This is a genomic window from Proteiniborus ethanoligenes (genome assembly GCF_900107485.1).
Taxonomy (GTDB): domain Bacteria; phylum Bacillota; class Clostridia; order Tissierellales; family Proteiniboraceae; genus Proteiniborus; species Proteiniborus ethanoligenes.
The window spans coordinates 23,107-38,993 of the sequence record NZ_FNQE01000021.1; the positions used below are offsets into that span (position 1 = coordinate 23,107).

The window sequence follows — 15,887 nt, forward strand, 5'->3', positions numbered from 1 at the left end:
TGTATGTATAATCTTAAAGCTAATATCATATAAAACGCAGGAAATAATTTGTGTGGAGTAATCTGCCTTATAATTATTCAAACTTAGAATAGGGAAGAGGTGAGAATTTAGCAGGTATGATTATTGATTATATTCATACCTGCTAAAGAAAAATTATGAAGTTTATATTAGTTAGGCATGGAGAGACAGAGGCTAACATAGGAGGAATATATAGCGGATGGACAGATTTTCCTCTAACTGAAAAAGGAAATAAGGACATACAAGCTACTGCAAGGGCATTAAAGAGATATGCGGATATAGATATAATATATTCAAGCCCATTAAATAGAGCCTTAAGCACTGCTAAAGCTATATCAGCAGCTATTAATAAAGAAATTCAGGTAGTTCCTAATTTGAAGGAAATGAATTTTGGTATATTTGATGGAAAAGAAAGAGAATACATTCAAAAAAACCATTCTAGTGAGTGGGATTCTTGGCTTAAGGACTATGTAAACTATAGAATACCACAGGGAGAAAATTTATTAGATGTGTATGATAGAATAGTAGATTTTATAGAAATGCTTATAGAAAAAGACAAGAGCTGTATAATAGTCACTCATGGAGGTATTATACAGACCATGATTACACATTTACTAGACTTAGGCTTGGACAAAATGTGGCATTTTCAATGTCTGCCTGCAGGATATGTTGAGATAGAGTATGTAGATAATTTTGGGTATTTAAGGAGACTAGAACATTGTAACTAAAAATTCTTTTATTTAAAACTGGAGGAGTTAAATTGAAAACATGGGAAACTTTATACGATACAAAAAACATTACTAAACTAACTTATTGTGGAATGCTTATAGGATTATCTGCAATAGGCTCTATGATAAAGATAAGTGGAAGCATTGCTTTTGATTCTATGCCAGGCTTTTTTGCAGCATTATTTTTAGGGCCTTGGGCAGGTGCTGTTGTAGCAGGGCTTGGACACCTATTAACGGCACTTACAAGTGGCTTTCCATTAACCTTACCTATGCATTTAGTGTTAGTATTGGAAATGGGGCTATTTGCTTATTTATTTGGAATTATATATAGAAAAAGAGGGAGCATAGTCGCTTCTATTGTGGCTATTATTTTAAACGGACCTGTAGCATCACTTTTTGCAGTGCCTATGTCTATTGTTTTAGGACTTCCATTTAGTGGGTGGCCACTATTCAGTGTTGTTATTTTGCCTCTTACGTTGGCATCCATAGGGAACGTAGTTTTAGCTCTGTCAGTATTTAAGGTAATAAATAAAAGGATTAGATAGGATTGATTTTATGAAAATATTTAAATTTAGAGACTTAACCCTTATAGATATAAATGAAGAACAGCTTATGGTAATCTCCTGTGATTCATCAGGAGGCATAGGAAATAAAGAAAAGGATGTGGTTAAGGTAGAACCGGAGGTGTTAGGCTATTTTACAACACAGGTGGCACTTATGGAAATACTAGCCATTGGAGCCACGCCTATAACCATAGTTAATGCATTATCTGTAGAAATGAATGATACAGGAGAAAAAATAATTAAAGGAATAAAAAAAGCATTACAGCCCTTAAATCTCCTCCAAGCTGAAATAATAACAGGAAGTACGGAGGAGAATATTCCTGTATGCCAGACTGCAATGGGGATTACCGTAATAGGGATAATAGATAAAAGGAATTGGAAAAAACCAAAGACCATAGAGAATTCTCTTGCTGTATTAGTGGGTATCCCTAAAGTTGGATATGAAGTATTGGAGGATAGAGGAAGAGAAATATTATCTATTAGCCATCTACTGGGATTGAAAAGTAATCCTAACATTTATGAAATTCTTCCTGTAGGCTCAAAGGGCATACTCTATGAGCTAAAGGAAATGGCAAGGACTAATAATTTAGCATATTGCTTAGATGATAATATTTCGTTAGATTTATATAAATCAGCAGGGCCTGCAACCTGTGCTATTATTTCAATAGCTGAAGAAGAATACGATAATCTTAAAAATAATATTTCTATACCTGTTAATAAAATAGGAAAATGGATTAGATTATAAGGAATATTATTATATTTTCTCAAAAAAGTAAGGCTCTGTTAGGTAGGCCTTATATTATTTAAATGAACTAATTATGGTTTGCAATATAATATGAAAACTGCTAAAATTTTTATTGTATGGGTACATGATATGAAATGATAAAAGAGAGCTTATAGCTTTTTTAAATAATTATTTTTCCCAATTCTAATTTAGATAGGAGCAGAATATTATGAATGATATAATAGGGATTGACAAAATAAAAACAAAAATAGAAAATAACAACATGTTAAAAAGTATAATTATTTCTTTATCTTTAGTGTTATTAAGCATTTTAATAATGTCAGTAACCTTTGTTTTTTCAACTGCTGTATTTGATCCAGCATTATTTAAGAGCTATTTTTCTGGGAAATGGCTTTTATTGATGAATTTTATACCTATTTTTTTGTTTATGGTACTAATGTATTTAATATGGAACAGGATGTGGGCAGCTTATTCAGCTACTAGCTTAATTTTTGTTACTATGTCCTTGGTAAATAAGTTTAAATTAATGTATAGAGATGACCCTTTTACATTTATAGATATAAGGCTAGTAAGGGAATCCTTAATAATGGCTAAAAGCTATAGCTTGAAGCCAGGCTCTAGAGTGATTATATTGATAGTAGGATTGATTTTAGTTGCAGTAGTGTTGAAGCTATTTTTTAAGTTTAAAATCATATCTCCTAAAATTAGAATATCACTTTTAATAGCCTTGATTCTTATGAGTACTTTAATATTTAATGGCTTTTATTTTAATCCTAAAATATATAATGAAGTGGGAGACAAAACACTAATAAATATATGGGTTCAGTCAGACCAATTTAAATCAAAAGGCTTTGTATATCCATTTATATATAGTATTACCTATGCCAAGGAGGTAGAGCTAGAAGGGTACAATGAGAAAAAAGCTGAAAAGGATTTGTTTAAATATGACTATAAGGGTATACCAGAAGATGAAAGGGTTAATATTATTGCTATAATGCTAGAATCCTATAATGACTTTTCTGAATTTAATGGTGTGGACTTAGGCATTGATATATACCAAAACTTTCATGAGATACAAAAAGAATCCATACAAGGAAAGCTTGTAACAAATATTTTTGCTGGAGATACTATAAAAACCGAAAGAGCTTTTATTACGGGATTTTATAATCATCCCAAGTATTTTAAAACTACTAACTCCTTTGCTTGGTATTTTAAAAAGCAGGGATATAAAACTGAAGCAATGCACCCGATCACAGGCTCATTTTATAATAGACGCAATGTAAATGAATATTTAGGCTTTGATTCCTTTGAACATTATGATAATAAGTATAAATTCAAGGAAAAATCAAATTTAGAGGACTGGCATTTCTTTGATTCTATAATAGAAGGCTATGAAAACAATAAAGCTGAAAACAAGCCTTACTTTCATTTTTCAGTAACATACCAAAATCATGGACCTTATTCTAATGAAAGGCTTACAGAAGAAGAATATTTAAAAAATAAAAATCATTATGATGAAGGCACCTATAATATGGTTAATAATTATTTTGCAGGCATAAATCAAACAGATAAGGCTTTAAAGAAAATAATTGACTATTTTAGAAATGAAGAAGAACCAACAATAATAATAATTTTTGGAGACCATAACCCTTGGTTAGGTAAAGATCATGTAGGGTATGATATGATGAACATTGACTTAGACCTGTCTACAGTAGAAGGATTTAAAAACTATTATCAAACTCCTTATATAATCTGGGGAAATAGTGGAGCAAAGAAAATGTTTAATAAGGATTTTATAGGAGAGGGGAATACCATAAGTCCTAATTTCCTTATGCCAGAGCTTTTTCATTATCTAGGCTGGGAAGGCAATGAATACATGCAGTATTTACTAAATGTTAAAGAAAAATTTGATGTTATGCATAATCTTTATTTCAAAGAAAATGGAGAGTTTAAATCAGAATTATCTCAGGAAAATAAAAAGCTCTGGGAAGAGTTCTTAAATGTAGAGCATTATTATAGTCAGAACTTTAAAGAATAATCACAAATTAAGGAAAAGTAAGGGGAATTCTATTTTTACTTTTCCTTTTTTTATACATTCAATTCATAAATAGATGGAACAAAATAGGGACTTATTACGTCAATAAAATGAATAGTAGAATATTTAACATAAAACATATATATACAAAGGGAGGTGCCCTATTGTATTTAGACAAAAAACAGAAGATAATCATATATTCTGTTTCTTTATCTATAATAATTGGAATAATCATAGTGAAATATAATGTGAATAAAAGTCCTCTAAGCTTGGATTTAAACAAGAATCAAAGGCTAATAGACTATACTTATAATGATAAATGGCTTTTTTCTATTATAGAAGACAAAGAAATAGATAATACCAAAACCTATATTTATATATATAAAGGGGAAGTATCTTCTAATAAGATAAACTGGCATAAGATAGCTCAATATGATTTTACTGAGGTTCTACCCTGGAAGATTGAAATAGGGAGTATTGACTATACAGATGGTTTACAGGTAATCATGGCTGTTAACAAAAGTACTCATTTTGACAAAGAACAAAGAGATAGACTTTTTGTATTCAACTGGGATGGAGAAAAGCTTTATAAAAAATGGACAGGATCAAGGCTAGGCTACAATTTAAAGGACTTTTATATTATGGATTTTTTAGATATTAAAGGAGATGAATTAGTAGCCATTGATGTAAATGCTAATGGAGAAGAAAGAATATTAGTTTACTATTGGATGGATTTTGGATTTTTACTTTTAGCTCAGAGCGAGTTTTATAGCAGTATAAAAGAGGTAAAATACATAGATAATAATATATTAGAGCTAATATACATAGAAAAGGGGAAAAAGTTTAAATCTAAGGTGTCCGTTAGAAATGGATGGCTTTTAGAAGCCGATTAAAAGGGGAGGAATAACTGTGAGAAGATTGTCTTTATGCTTAATAATAATTATGGTAATGAGCAGTTTTTTAGTAGGTTGCAATAATGAAAATGTTATTAATCCAGGAGAAGGGCCTATAAATAAAGAAGAAGCTCCAAAAGGTAAGCAATCTAGTATAGACTGGACGATTCCAGAGGAGATACACAATATCCACATACCTTACAATCCAACCGCATATGAGGCAAAGGTACTTCCCTATACTATTGCAGAGGATTTATCAAATATTGAAAACATAAATCAATTTTCAGGGTTTACTCATGAACAAAAGAAGATGCTTTCTAAAAATGGCTTTGTTGTACTACCTAGTAGAGATACAAAAATCTACTATGCATACGAAGAAAATGAATATCTTGGTGTACCAAATTTCGTTACTACAGACTCAGTACTACACTTATACCATCAGTTTTTTGACAAATCACTTATATTCCTTGAAGGAGAAATATTGTATAAGGATTTAGAGGCATTGACAGATAGAATGCTTATTAAATCTATAGAGCTACTTAATGAAATAAAGGATGAAGAGCTAAAGGATATTCAGAAAAGCAATATAGCTTATTTTCTAATAGCTAAAATGCTTTTAGAAGGAGATTCAAATATAGAGGTTTCCTTAGACGAGGGTATAATGGCTTTAGCAAATAGTGAATATGCACTTATCCAAGAAGCTGGTGGCTATGGGGACTCGCCTTTATTTCACATTAAGCTAGATTATTCACAATTCATAGTAAGGGGACATTATACGAGAAATGAAAATCTTGAAAAATTCTTTAAGACAATGATGTGGTATGGATTTACTCCTATTGAGCTAATGAATCTTAGAACGGAGGAGCTATATTATGAAAATACCATAAAGGCATTATTAATGACTTATACTGCATTTAGAGAATATGAAGGCTACAATGATATTAAAGCATGGAATAATATATATGAGCCAACTGGATTTTATGTAGGACAATCAGATGATATAAACCTTTTAGATATAAAGGATATGATTATTGGGGTATTTGGTGAAGATGTAGATATAAATAAAATCATTGATAAAGCCTATTATGATAAAATACACCAAGGAGTAAAAGATTTAAGAAAAGCCGAAATAGTTGGAAGCTTCATGACAAAGGATGAAACTAAAAGCTTTAAGTTTATGGGACAGAGATATATTTTAGATGGGTATATTATGCAGGAATTAATGGATGTATATTATAGACCTGTTCCTAATGGATTAGATGTAATGGGAGTATTAGGTAGTAAATATGGGGAAGACCTGTTATTTAAATTCTATGAGCCTCAGAAGCAATGGAGCTTATACGCGGAAAGATACAATCATTTGAAAGCAGAGATTGAAAGCTATTCAGATGAACTATGGCAAAAAAATCTATATAATGGCTGGCTTTGGTCAATTCAAAAACAATTAACTGAATTCCACAAAGACTCTGGTATGCCAATATTTATGACAAATGATTCTTGGAAGAGTAAATCGTTGAATACAGCTTTATCGAGCTATGCAGAGCTAAAGCATGATACGGTATTATATGGTAAACAGCCTGTTGCTGAAATGGGAGGACCATTAGAGTTTGCAGATCAGCATTATGTAGAGCCTAATATAGAATTATATGATACATTACTCTGGTTAATGAAGTACACTGTAGAAAACCTAGAAGCAAGAGGATTGTTAAATGACAGCTTAAAAGAAGGAAGCAAAGAGTATATTAAGCTACTTGAGCTTTTAAAATCTACTTCTCAGAAAGAGCTTGATAATGAACCTCTTTCTGAGGATGAAAAAATGAACCTATTATGGATTGGTGGAGTAATGGAAAATATAATAAACTGCTACACCTATGGTAGTGTATCTAAGGAAGAACTACTTAATGGAGCATATCCAATAGAAAAAAGTGCAATGCTCATATCAGATGTGGCTACAGTCCCTAATCATCATTATTTAAGTATGGGAACAGGGTATTTTGATCACATATATGTAGTTGTACCTGTTGAAGATAAATTATATTTAACTAGAGGGTCAGTATATTCTTATTATGAATTCCTTAGCGACAAACGATTAACTGATGAAGAATGGTGGGAGCTTCATGGACTTAAAACCATAAAGGATTCAGGCTTTGAATACTTAGAATATGGAGAACCATCTAGCAAATTACCAGCTCAGCCTTTCTGGGTAAGCACATTTAAATCTAAAACTAATAATGTAGACATAGAGCCTTTAGAGGTTGATTGGGAAAAATTAAATGAATAACTTTAAAATCCACCTATGCAGGTGGATTTTAAAGTTAATATGTTTAATGATTTTATTCATGCCAAACATAACAATATTACTATAGTTTTTTAACTAAAATCATTCATAATGATAATAAATATCATTTGCTAGTTTTTATCAAATGTTGTATAATAATTATTGGCTGCTGGATTCAATTATATTAATATTTCAAGGAGGAATTATATTTGGCAAGACCAATGGGTCCAAGATTTAAAATTGTAAGACGTCTTGGCGTAAATGTATTTAATCACCCAAAAGCTCTAAAAAGAGGAGCTAAACAACAGTCAAAACAATCCGATTATGGAAAGCAGCTAATGGAGAAGCAAAAGTTAAAGGCATATTACGGAATGTTAGAAAAACAATTTAAAATATATGTAGATGAGGCGCTATCCTCTCCTGGAAATCCTGGAGAAAACCTAGTCCAAAGGCTAGAGTGCCGTTTAGACAATTTAACTTATAGACTAGGCTTTGCATCTACCTTAAGACAAGCTAGACAAATGGTGGTTCATGGTCATATACTTGTAAATGAGAGGAAAACAAATATACCTTCATACAAGGTGAAGGTGGGAGACGAACTTTCATTAAGAGAAAAATCAAGAAATAACGAAATGTTCGTAGAAAACTTTAAAAGCAATGAACTGTATTTAAACTATCTTCAAAAAGATATAGAGAGCTTTTCAGGAAAGCTAATAGCTATACCTAAAAGAGAAGAAGTACCTATAGAAGTTGTAGATTCATATATTATAGAGCTTTATTCTAAATAAAATCAACCTAAGACTCCATAACAATGGAGTCTTAATTTATATATTTTAGATATTTTTCTTAGGGTTTATGTAGCATTGAAAAGCTAAAAATGATATAACTATAGATAGTATTAAAGTAGAATCAAGTGAAATAATAGCTTTAGTCATATAATCGCAGATAGTATGGGGAGTTGACCTTTTGAGAGAGTCCTATACTTCCTATCAAGATTAAGCTTTATATTAAAATAAAGGAATGATTAGATGTTTCAATTTTTACCTATAAATAAACAGGATATGGAAGAAAGAGGCTGGGAGCAGCTAGATTTTATACTGATTACAGGAGATGCGTATGTAGACCATCCTTCCTTTGGAGCAGCAATAATTGGAAGATTATTGGAAAGCGAAGGGTTTAAAGTAGGCATAATAGCTCAGCCTGAATGGACAAATATTAGGGACTTTAAAAAGCTAGGTGAGCCTAGGCTTGCTTTTTTAGTTACTGGTGGCAATATTGATTCTATGGTAAATCACTATACAGTAGCTAAGAGAAAAAGGCGACAGGATGCATATTCACCCGGAGGAGAGATGGGTCTTCGACCAGATAGAGCGACCATAGTCTATAGCAATAGGATAAAGGAAGCCTATAGCCATGTACCTATAATATTAGGTGGCATAGAGGCTAGCCTTAGAAGACTTGCACATTATGATTATTGGGATAATAAGATAAGACGTTCTATATTATTAGACTCTAAAGCAGATTTATTGGTTTATGGCATGGGGGAAAAACAAATAGTAGATATAGCTCATGGATTAGAAAACGGCATAGATATCCATTATTTAAATTTTATTAAAGGAACAGTGTATAAAACTAAAAGTATAGACCATATACATGAAGGTGTTTTACTTCCATCCTATGATGAAATAATAGAATCGAAAAAGAAATACGCAGAAAGCTTTATAGCTCAGCATAACAACATGGATTCAATATGGGGAAAAACATTAATAGAGCCATATAGAGATATATATGTAGTAGAAAATCCACCTGCTAAACCAATGGAGCAATCAGAACTAGACAGAACATATTCATTACCATATATGAGAGCCTATCACCCAATATATGAGAAGGCAGGAGGAATACCTGCAGTAGAGGAAGTGAAATTTAGTATAATTAGCAATAGAGGCTGCTTTGGAAGCTGTAGCTTTTGTGCACTTACCTTTCATCAGGGAAGAGTACTGCAATCTAGAAGCCACATATCTATAATAACAGAAGCAGAAAAAATCGTCTGGGAGCCAGATTTCAAGGGCTATATACATGATGTAGGAGGTCCGACGGCTAATTTTAGACATAGAGCATGTGACAAGCAAGTAAAGCATGGTGTATGTAAGGATAAGCAATGTCTTTTTCCAGAGCCATGTAAGCAATTAAAAATAGATCATAAGGATTATTTAAGTCTTTTACGAAAACTTAGAGGGCTGCCTAATGTAAAAAAAGTATTTATTCGTTCAGGAATAAGATACGATTATTTAATACATGATAAGGATGATGAGTTTTTTAGAGAACTATGTCAGCATCATGTAAGTGGACAGCTAAAAGTAGCTCCAGAGCACATTTCACCAAATGTTTTAGAAAAAATGGGCAAGCCAAATAAAGAAGTGTATAATAGCTTCGTGAAAAAATACAAAAAGATAAACAAAGATCTAGGCCTAAATCAATTTATAGTACCATATTTAATGTCTAGTCATCCTGGGTCTACATTAAAAGAAGCAGTAGAGTTAGCAGAGTATTTGAGAGATTTAGGATATATGCCAGAACAGGTGCAAGACTTCTATCCAACACCTGGAACACTATCTACATGCATGTACTATACAGACTTAGACCCTAGAACCATGAAGGAAGTATATGTGCCTAAAAACCCACGTGAAAAAGCAATGCAAAGAGCACTTATTCAATACAGAAATCCTAAAAATTATGAATTAGTACATGAAGCACTTATAAAGGCAGACAGAAAGGATTTAATAGGCTATGGAGAGAAATGCTTAATATGGCCTAGAAAAAAAGAAAATGAAGGAAAAGACAATAGAGATAGAAAAAATATTAAAGGAAAAGATTCAACAAAAAGCAAGAAATATAAAGGAGTAAAGTACAAGACTAAGAGTAGCACTAAACCAGATAAAAGCACTAGTAGAAGAAAGAAAAAATAGTTAATACTGAATAGAGGAAACTAATATTTAGGAAAGGCAGCTTCTTTAAATTACATTTTAGAGTATAATTTTCTTGATTTCTACACTCGTTGTGATAGAATATTTTTTGTTGAAATTTTTTAATTGGAAAGAGGAGTAATAGTGAAAACAAAAAGAGAAGATATAAGAAATCTAGCTATAATTGCCCACGTTGATCATGGAAAAACTACACTTGTAGATCAGCTTTTAAGACAAAGTGGAATATTTAGAGAAAACCAAGTAGTACACGACAGGGTCATGGACTCAAATGACCTAGAAAGAGAAAGAGGCATAACAATATTATCAAAAAACACAGCAGTTTATTATAAAGATACAAAGATTAATATTATAGATACACCTGGACATGCTGATTTTGGTGGAGAGGTAGAGCGTGTTCTTAAAATGGTAAATGGTGTAATCCTAGTTGTAGATGCTTTTGAAGGTGCTATGCCACAGACTAAGTTTGTATTGAAAAAGGCTTTAGAATTAAACCTGCCAGTAATAGTATGTATAAATAAAGTAGATAGACCAGAAGCAAGACCTAATGAAGTTATAGATGAAGTGTTAGATTTATTTATTGAGCTAGGTGCAGACGAAAGTCAGCTAGAATGTCCATTTGTATTTGCATCTGCAAAAAGTGGAACAGCCTCATTAGACATGAACTCACAAAAGGACAACATGGAGGATTTATTTGAAACAATAGTGAAATATATCCCAGCACCAGAGGGTGAAAAAGATGAACCTCTTCAAGTCCTCATATCTACCATTGATTATAATGAATATGTAGGTAGAATAGGTATTGGAAAGGTTGAAAGAGGTAGCATTAAAGTAAACGAACCAGTGGTCATAGTAAACTATCTAGAGCCAGAAACAGTTAAAAAAGTAAAAATAACTAAAGTTTATGAATTCGAGGGGCTAAATAGAGTTGAAGTGGAAAGTGCTAACATAGGAAGCATAATCGCAGTATCAGGAGTTGAGGGCATACACATAGGAGATACTATATGTGCACCTGAAAATCCAGAGCCACTTCCTTTTATTAAAATATCCGAACCGACTATAGCCATGACATTTTCTGTTAACAATAGTCCCTTTGCAGGACAGGAAGGAAAATTCGTAACCTCAAGGCAAATTAGAGAAAGACTTTTCAAAGAGTTAAATACAGATGTAAGCCTAAGGATAGAAGAAACAGATTTAACTGATTCCTTTAAAGTATCAGGTAGAGGGGAGCTTCATCTTTCAATACTAATAGAAACCATGAGAAGAGAAGGCTACGAATTCCAAGTATCAAAGCCAGAGGTTCTATATAGAACCATTGATGGTAAAAGGCATGAGCCTATAGAAAGGGTTACAATAGATGTGCCTGAGGAATTTGTTGGTTCAGTCATAGAAAAGCTAGGACAAAGAAAAGGTGAATTAGTAACCATGACTCCATCTAATGGAGGATATACTAGGCTAGAATTTTTAATACCTGCTAGAGGTCTTATTGGCTATCGTTCAGAGTTCATGACCGATACCCGAGGTAATGGTATATTAAACTCAGTATTTGAAGGATACCAGCCTTATAAAGGAGATATACCTAGAAGACCACAGGGCTCATTAGTAGCTTTTGAATCTGGAGAGGCTGTAACATATGGGCTTTATGCAGCACAGGAAAGAGGAATACTCTTTATTACACCAGGAACTAAGGTATATGCAGGTATGGTAGTAGGACAAAATGCAAAGTCTGGAGATATAGAAGTAAATGTATGTAGAAAAAAACAGCTTACAAATACTAGAGCGTCTGGGTCAGATGATGCATTAAGACTTTCACCACCTAAGATTATGAGTCTTGAAGAAGCATTAGAATTCATCGAAAATGATGAGCTCTTGGAGATTACTCCAGAAAGCATTAGAGTAAGAAAAAGCATATTAGACAGCAATTTAAGATATAAATCCAATAGAAAATAGACAATAGAGTATATTGAGAATTTATTCATACAGACTAAACCATAGTAGATTTTCCTATACTATGGTTTTTTTATGACCTAACCCGATTTCCTGAATGCTTTTATCAGGAAATCGCTGGTAGGTCAAACGCAACGAGAACCAAATTTATGCGAGCGATAGCGAGCAAATAAATTTGATTTTCGAGACTGCGGCAAATGACCTAACCCGATTTCCTGAATGCATTTATCAGGAAATCGTTGGTAGGTCAAACGCAACGAGAACCAAATTTATGCGAGCGATAGCGAGCAAATAAATTTGATTTTCGAGACTGCGGATGATATTTTTGAATTAATATATTACTAATATCTTTGGCTTTTCTAATTAATAAAATAAATTGACAAAATATATCATAATATGTAACATAATATTTAAAGAATATCTTATTTTAGCACAATACTAATATATATTTGGATGCTTTAAATACTAAATGGAATTTGCATATTAGGGCAATTGTTTTGAAAGGTGGGATAGATATGTCTGACTCATCAATTACAAAGATGGCATTAGCAAATGCTATGAAAGAGCTAATGACAGAATTACCATTGCATAAGGTTAGCATCTCAAATATTGTAGAAAAATGCAATTTAAGTAGAAAAAGCTTTTACTATCATTTCAAAGACAAATATGATTTAGTAAATTGGATTTTTTATACAGACTTTGTATCTAATTTTCAAAAAAATACAGACATACTAGACTGGAACTTGATTAAAAGTATATGTGAGTTTTTTTATGAAAATAAATTTTTTTACTCTAATGTTCTTGAAGTAAGAGGTCAAAACTCATTTTATGATTATTTTGGAGAGATATTGTCTCCAATCATTGAACTGCATTTTGAGGATATGTTTGAGGAATCAGAAGACAAAAATTTTTACGTTATATTCTTTACAGATGCCATTAGAACATCTATTGCCCGTTGGCTGCTAGAGGGAGCTAAAATTTCTCCTAATAAATATGTAAAATTGTTAAAAACCGCAGTTACTGGAATTGCACTTAAAATTGTAGAAGATATGGATTTAGATTAAAAGCAAGTTATCTGTTAAAGGCAACTTGCTTTTGGCATTATTTGAGATAAAATTATGGAGAGATTTTCATATTTAATATTAAAATCAGAAATCATATCATATTCTGTAGATACTACTGTACCATCATGAAATATTTTTAAAAAACAAGATTTATCGGAAATAATCTGACTAATATAACTTATGTCCTCATAGAAATCAATTAAAAATAAAGGATATATTTGATTTGTTTTTGCATTCTTAACATATACATTAACTGCTTTTTCACTCTCCAAACTACATTTTTCAGATTTAATTAAAAGAGCAAATATACAATTCAGTTTTTTTATTTCCTCTATCCACTTATGATTTACTATAAAATTTATATTGTCATCATCATATACAATACTTGCACCAAATAAGCATTTGTTTTCTAGTAGCATTTTCATCGCTTTAGTAAGCTGTGGAGATGGATTGGAATCATCTACATATATTGAAATAACAGCATTTCCATATTCTCTAAGTCTTTGAGCATGGATTTTATTTATTGATTCGGCATGAGCATGTATTATAAAAGCACATTCCGGATTTTCTCTAAAAATCTGGAGAAACGGGTCTAAATTAGAAGTCTTATATCTAGTAAAAAAGAAATAAGTATATATACCAATCTCTTTTCCTTCCTCTATAACCTTTGTTATCTCAGAAGCTGTCATTGGATTTTCAGCCGTATTTTGGAAATCAAATTCAATTGTCCATGGAACCCTATGATTATTTTTCTTTTCATATTCTCTTATTTTATTTACCCCATATGTCCAGCTATTTAAGCCAATATTAACTCCAAAGGTTTTTATTATATTTTGATCTACATTATCGAAAACATTAGAAATAAGCTCATAATATATACTATTTTCGTTAGAGAGAATTCTTTGAGCTAATTTAAAAAAATCTTTTTGAAAACGACCCTTTGCGAAATAAACACCTAAATCTGTAAGATTTCGTATATTACGCTTCAAATCGGACTTAGGAGCGTATAGTCCTTTATTTATTGCTGAAATTATCATTATTCTAGAAACTTTATTATTCAATAATTACCACTCCCTTTCCTTTGTTTCTTTAACTATAAATTTATATTTGTTATTTGTAAATAATCAAAATACAAAAGTGTGAAAAAAGGTAACAATTCTTTAGAAGTGTGTAAAATTGGGACAATTTATGTTTTTGACCAATGACTTCTAAAAATATAACCTTCATAATAGATTATAGAAGGAGAATATGAATTTATAGGAAAAGGGGAGAAAAGCTATGGGTGAAAAAACAATCGTAGAAAACATACAATCATTTGGCTTAAAAAAAGTGTTGAACTACTTAGACAGCGATCCGGATGCCAATATTCCTAAAATCCTTGACTGGGTAGAAAAATTTGATAGAGAAGGCACTGTAAAGGGACAGCTTAAAACATTCCGAGACGTAGTAGAAGATAAAGGAGGAAATTGGTACAAACTTATAAAAAGTCTGTGGACAGATGTGGATGATGGTGTAAGAAAAACCTTGTTTGAAAACTTTATAATTAACGCTACTATTGTTGGTGGACAAAGACAAGAAAAAACTAGAAAAGAAAACAATTGTAATGTTCCTTGGGCTATTTTAATGGACCCTACCTCTGCATGTAATCTACACTGCACTGGATGCTGGGCTGCAGAATATGGGAACCGCTTAAATATGGATATAGATACATTAGATAATATCATTAAACAAGGTAAAGAAATGGGTATCTATATGTATATATATTCTGGTGGTGAACCACTTGTTAGAAAAAAAGACATTATAAGTCTATGTGAAAAACACAAAGACTGTGCATTTCTTGCTTTTACTAATGGAACTTTAATTGACGAAGATTTTGCAAATGAAATGCTACGGGTTAAAAATTTTGTACCAGCTATTAGTGTAGAAGGCTTCGAAGAAGAAACAGATTTCAGACGTGGAGAAGGTACATATAAAGCAGTAATAAAAGCAATGGAAATTCTAAAATCTAAAAAATTGCCTTTCGGTATATCCTGCTGCTATACTAGCAAAAATACTGAAACTATAGGTAGTGAAGAATATTTTGATGATATGATAGAAAAGGGTGCAAAATTTGCATGGCTCTTTACCTATATGCCTGTAGGCAAGGATGCAGTACCCGAATTATTAGCGACACCTGAACAAAGAGAATATATGTATCATCAGGTTAGAAAATTCCGTAGTACTAAACCCTTATTTACTATGGATTTTTGGAATGATGGAGAATACGTAAATGGATGTATTGCAGGTGGGCGAAACTATCTTCATATCAATGCTAATGGAGATATTGAACCCTGTGCATTTATTCACTATTCTGATTCAAACATTCGGGATAAGTCTTTGCTAGAAGCATTTAAATCACCTTTATTTATGCAATATCGTGAGAACCAGCCATTTAACAATAATCATTTACGTCCTTGCCCACTACTAGATAATCCAGGAAGGTTAACAGCTATGGTGGAAAGGTCTAGAGCTAAATCTACTGACATGGAAAATCCAGAGGATGTACGTGAACTAAGTAGTAAATGTGAAGATGCAGCTAAAAACTGGGCGCCAGTTGCAAATAAACTTTGGAACAGATAAAAACAAAAACCACTTC

12 protein-coding genes are annotated in these 15,887 nt (G+C 32.0%); 11 read left to right on the top strand and 1 reads right to left on the bottom strand.

Annotated elements, in window-relative coordinates:
* The first annotated feature begins 155 nt into the window (after window positions 1-155).
* From BLV37_RS09530 to BLV37_RS09575, 10 genes are all read left to right on the top strand, one after another.
* A complete protein-coding gene (locus BLV37_RS09530; RefSeq protein ID WP_091730546.1) occupies window positions 156-746 on the top strand; it encodes a histidine phosphatase family protein in 591 nt (196 codons plus the stop codon).
* A 32-nt stretch (window positions 747-778) separates the two neighbouring features.
* Window positions 779-1,291 (top strand): ECF transporter S component, encoded by a 513-nt coding sequence (locus BLV37_RS09535; RefSeq protein ID WP_244270517.1) that lies wholly within the window; start codon window positions 779-781, stop codon window positions 1,289-1,291.
* A 10-nt stretch (window positions 1,292-1,301) separates the two neighbouring features.
* A complete protein-coding gene (locus BLV37_RS09540; protein ID WP_091730549.1) occupies window positions 1,302-2,054 on the top strand; it encodes an AIR synthase related protein in 753 nt (250 codons plus the stop codon).
* Between the two features lie 208 nt (window positions 2,055-2,262).
* Entirely contained in the window at window positions 2,263-4,092 is a 1,830-nt protein-coding gene (locus BLV37_RS09545; RefSeq protein ID WP_091730552.1) for an LTA synthase family protein, read from the top strand.
* 161 nt (window positions 4,093-4,253) lie between these two features.
* Window positions 4,254-4,982: a hypothetical protein gene (locus tag BLV37_RS09550; protein ID WP_091730554.1), complete on the top strand. Its 729-nt coding sequence runs from the start codon at window positions 4,254-4,256 to the stop codon at window positions 4,980-4,982.
* A 16-nt stretch (window positions 4,983-4,998) separates the two neighbouring features.
* On the top strand, window positions 4,999-7,263 hold the full coding sequence (locus BLV37_RS09555; protein WP_091730557.1) for a DUF3160 domain-containing protein: 2,265 nt from the start codon (window positions 4,999-5,001) through the stop codon (window positions 7,261-7,263).
* Between the two features lie 206 nt (window positions 7,264-7,469).
* On the top strand, window positions 7,470-8,048 hold the full coding sequence (gene rpsD / locus BLV37_RS09560) for a 30S ribosomal protein S4 (RefSeq protein ID WP_091730560.1): 579 nt from the start codon (window positions 7,470-7,472) through the stop codon (window positions 8,046-8,048).
* 240 nt (window positions 8,049-8,288) lie between these two features.
* Window positions 8,289-10,226, top strand: coding sequence for a YgiQ family radical SAM protein (locus BLV37_RS09565; RefSeq protein WP_091730563.1), 1,938 nt, complete (start codon window positions 8,289-8,291; stop codon window positions 10,224-10,226).
* Window positions 10,227-10,367: 141 nt separating this feature from the next.
* Window positions 10,368-12,191, top strand: a complete 1,824-nt coding sequence (typA, locus tag BLV37_RS09570) for a translational GTPase TypA (RefSeq protein ID WP_091730565.1) — start codon at window positions 10,368-10,370, stop codon at window positions 12,189-12,191.
* A gap of 512 nt (window positions 12,192-12,703) precedes the next feature.
* Window positions 12,704-13,252, top strand: coding sequence for a TetR/AcrR family transcriptional regulator C-terminal domain-containing protein (locus BLV37_RS09575; protein ID WP_091730568.1), 549 nt, complete (start codon window positions 12,704-12,706; stop codon window positions 13,250-13,252).
* A gap of 14 nt (window positions 13,253-13,266) precedes the next feature.
* On the opposite strand, the gene BLV37_RS09580 is transcribed toward BLV37_RS09575, so the two are convergent.
* Window positions 13,267-14,313 carry a hypothetical protein gene (locus tag BLV37_RS09580; protein ID WP_091730571.1) on the bottom strand — a complete coding sequence of 349 codons (1,047 nt, stop codon included), beginning with the start codon at window positions 14,311-14,313 and terminating at the stop codon, window positions 13,267-13,269.
* Between the two features lie 217 nt (window positions 14,314-14,530).
* On the opposite strand from BLV37_RS09580, the gene BLV37_RS09585 reads away from it, so the two are divergent.
* Complete coding sequence (locus BLV37_RS09585) at window positions 14,531-15,871, top strand: radical SAM/SPASM domain-containing protein (RefSeq protein ID WP_091730573.1); 1,341 nt, start codon at window positions 14,531-14,533, stop codon at window positions 15,869-15,871.
* Window positions 15,872-15,887 lie beyond the last annotated feature (16 nt).

What these genes read in the sequence shown, in the direction of transcription:
- BLV37_RS09585 (WP_091730573.1), top strand. Translation starts at nt 14,531, where the DNA reads ATGGGTGAAAAAACAATCGTAGAAAACATACAATCATTTGGCTTAAAA.
- BLV37_RS09565 (WP_091730563.1), top strand. Translation starts at nt 8,289, where the DNA reads ATGTTTCAATTTTTACCTATAAATAAACAGGATATGGAAGAAAGAGGC.
- BLV37_RS09545 (WP_091730552.1), top strand. Translation starts at nt 2,263, where the DNA reads ATGAATGATATAATAGGGATTGACAAAATAAAAACAAAAATAGAAAAT.
- BLV37_RS09575 (WP_091730568.1), top strand. Translation starts at nt 12,704, where the DNA reads ATGTCTGACTCATCAATTACAAAGATGGCATTAGCAAATGCTATGAAA.
- BLV37_RS09540 (WP_091730549.1), top strand. Translation starts at nt 1,302, where the DNA reads ATGAAAATATTTAAATTTAGAGACTTAACCCTTATAGATATAAATGAA.
- BLV37_RS09530 (WP_091730546.1), top strand. Translation starts at nt 156, where the DNA reads ATGAAGTTTATATTAGTTAGGCATGGAGAGACAGAGGCTAACATAGGA.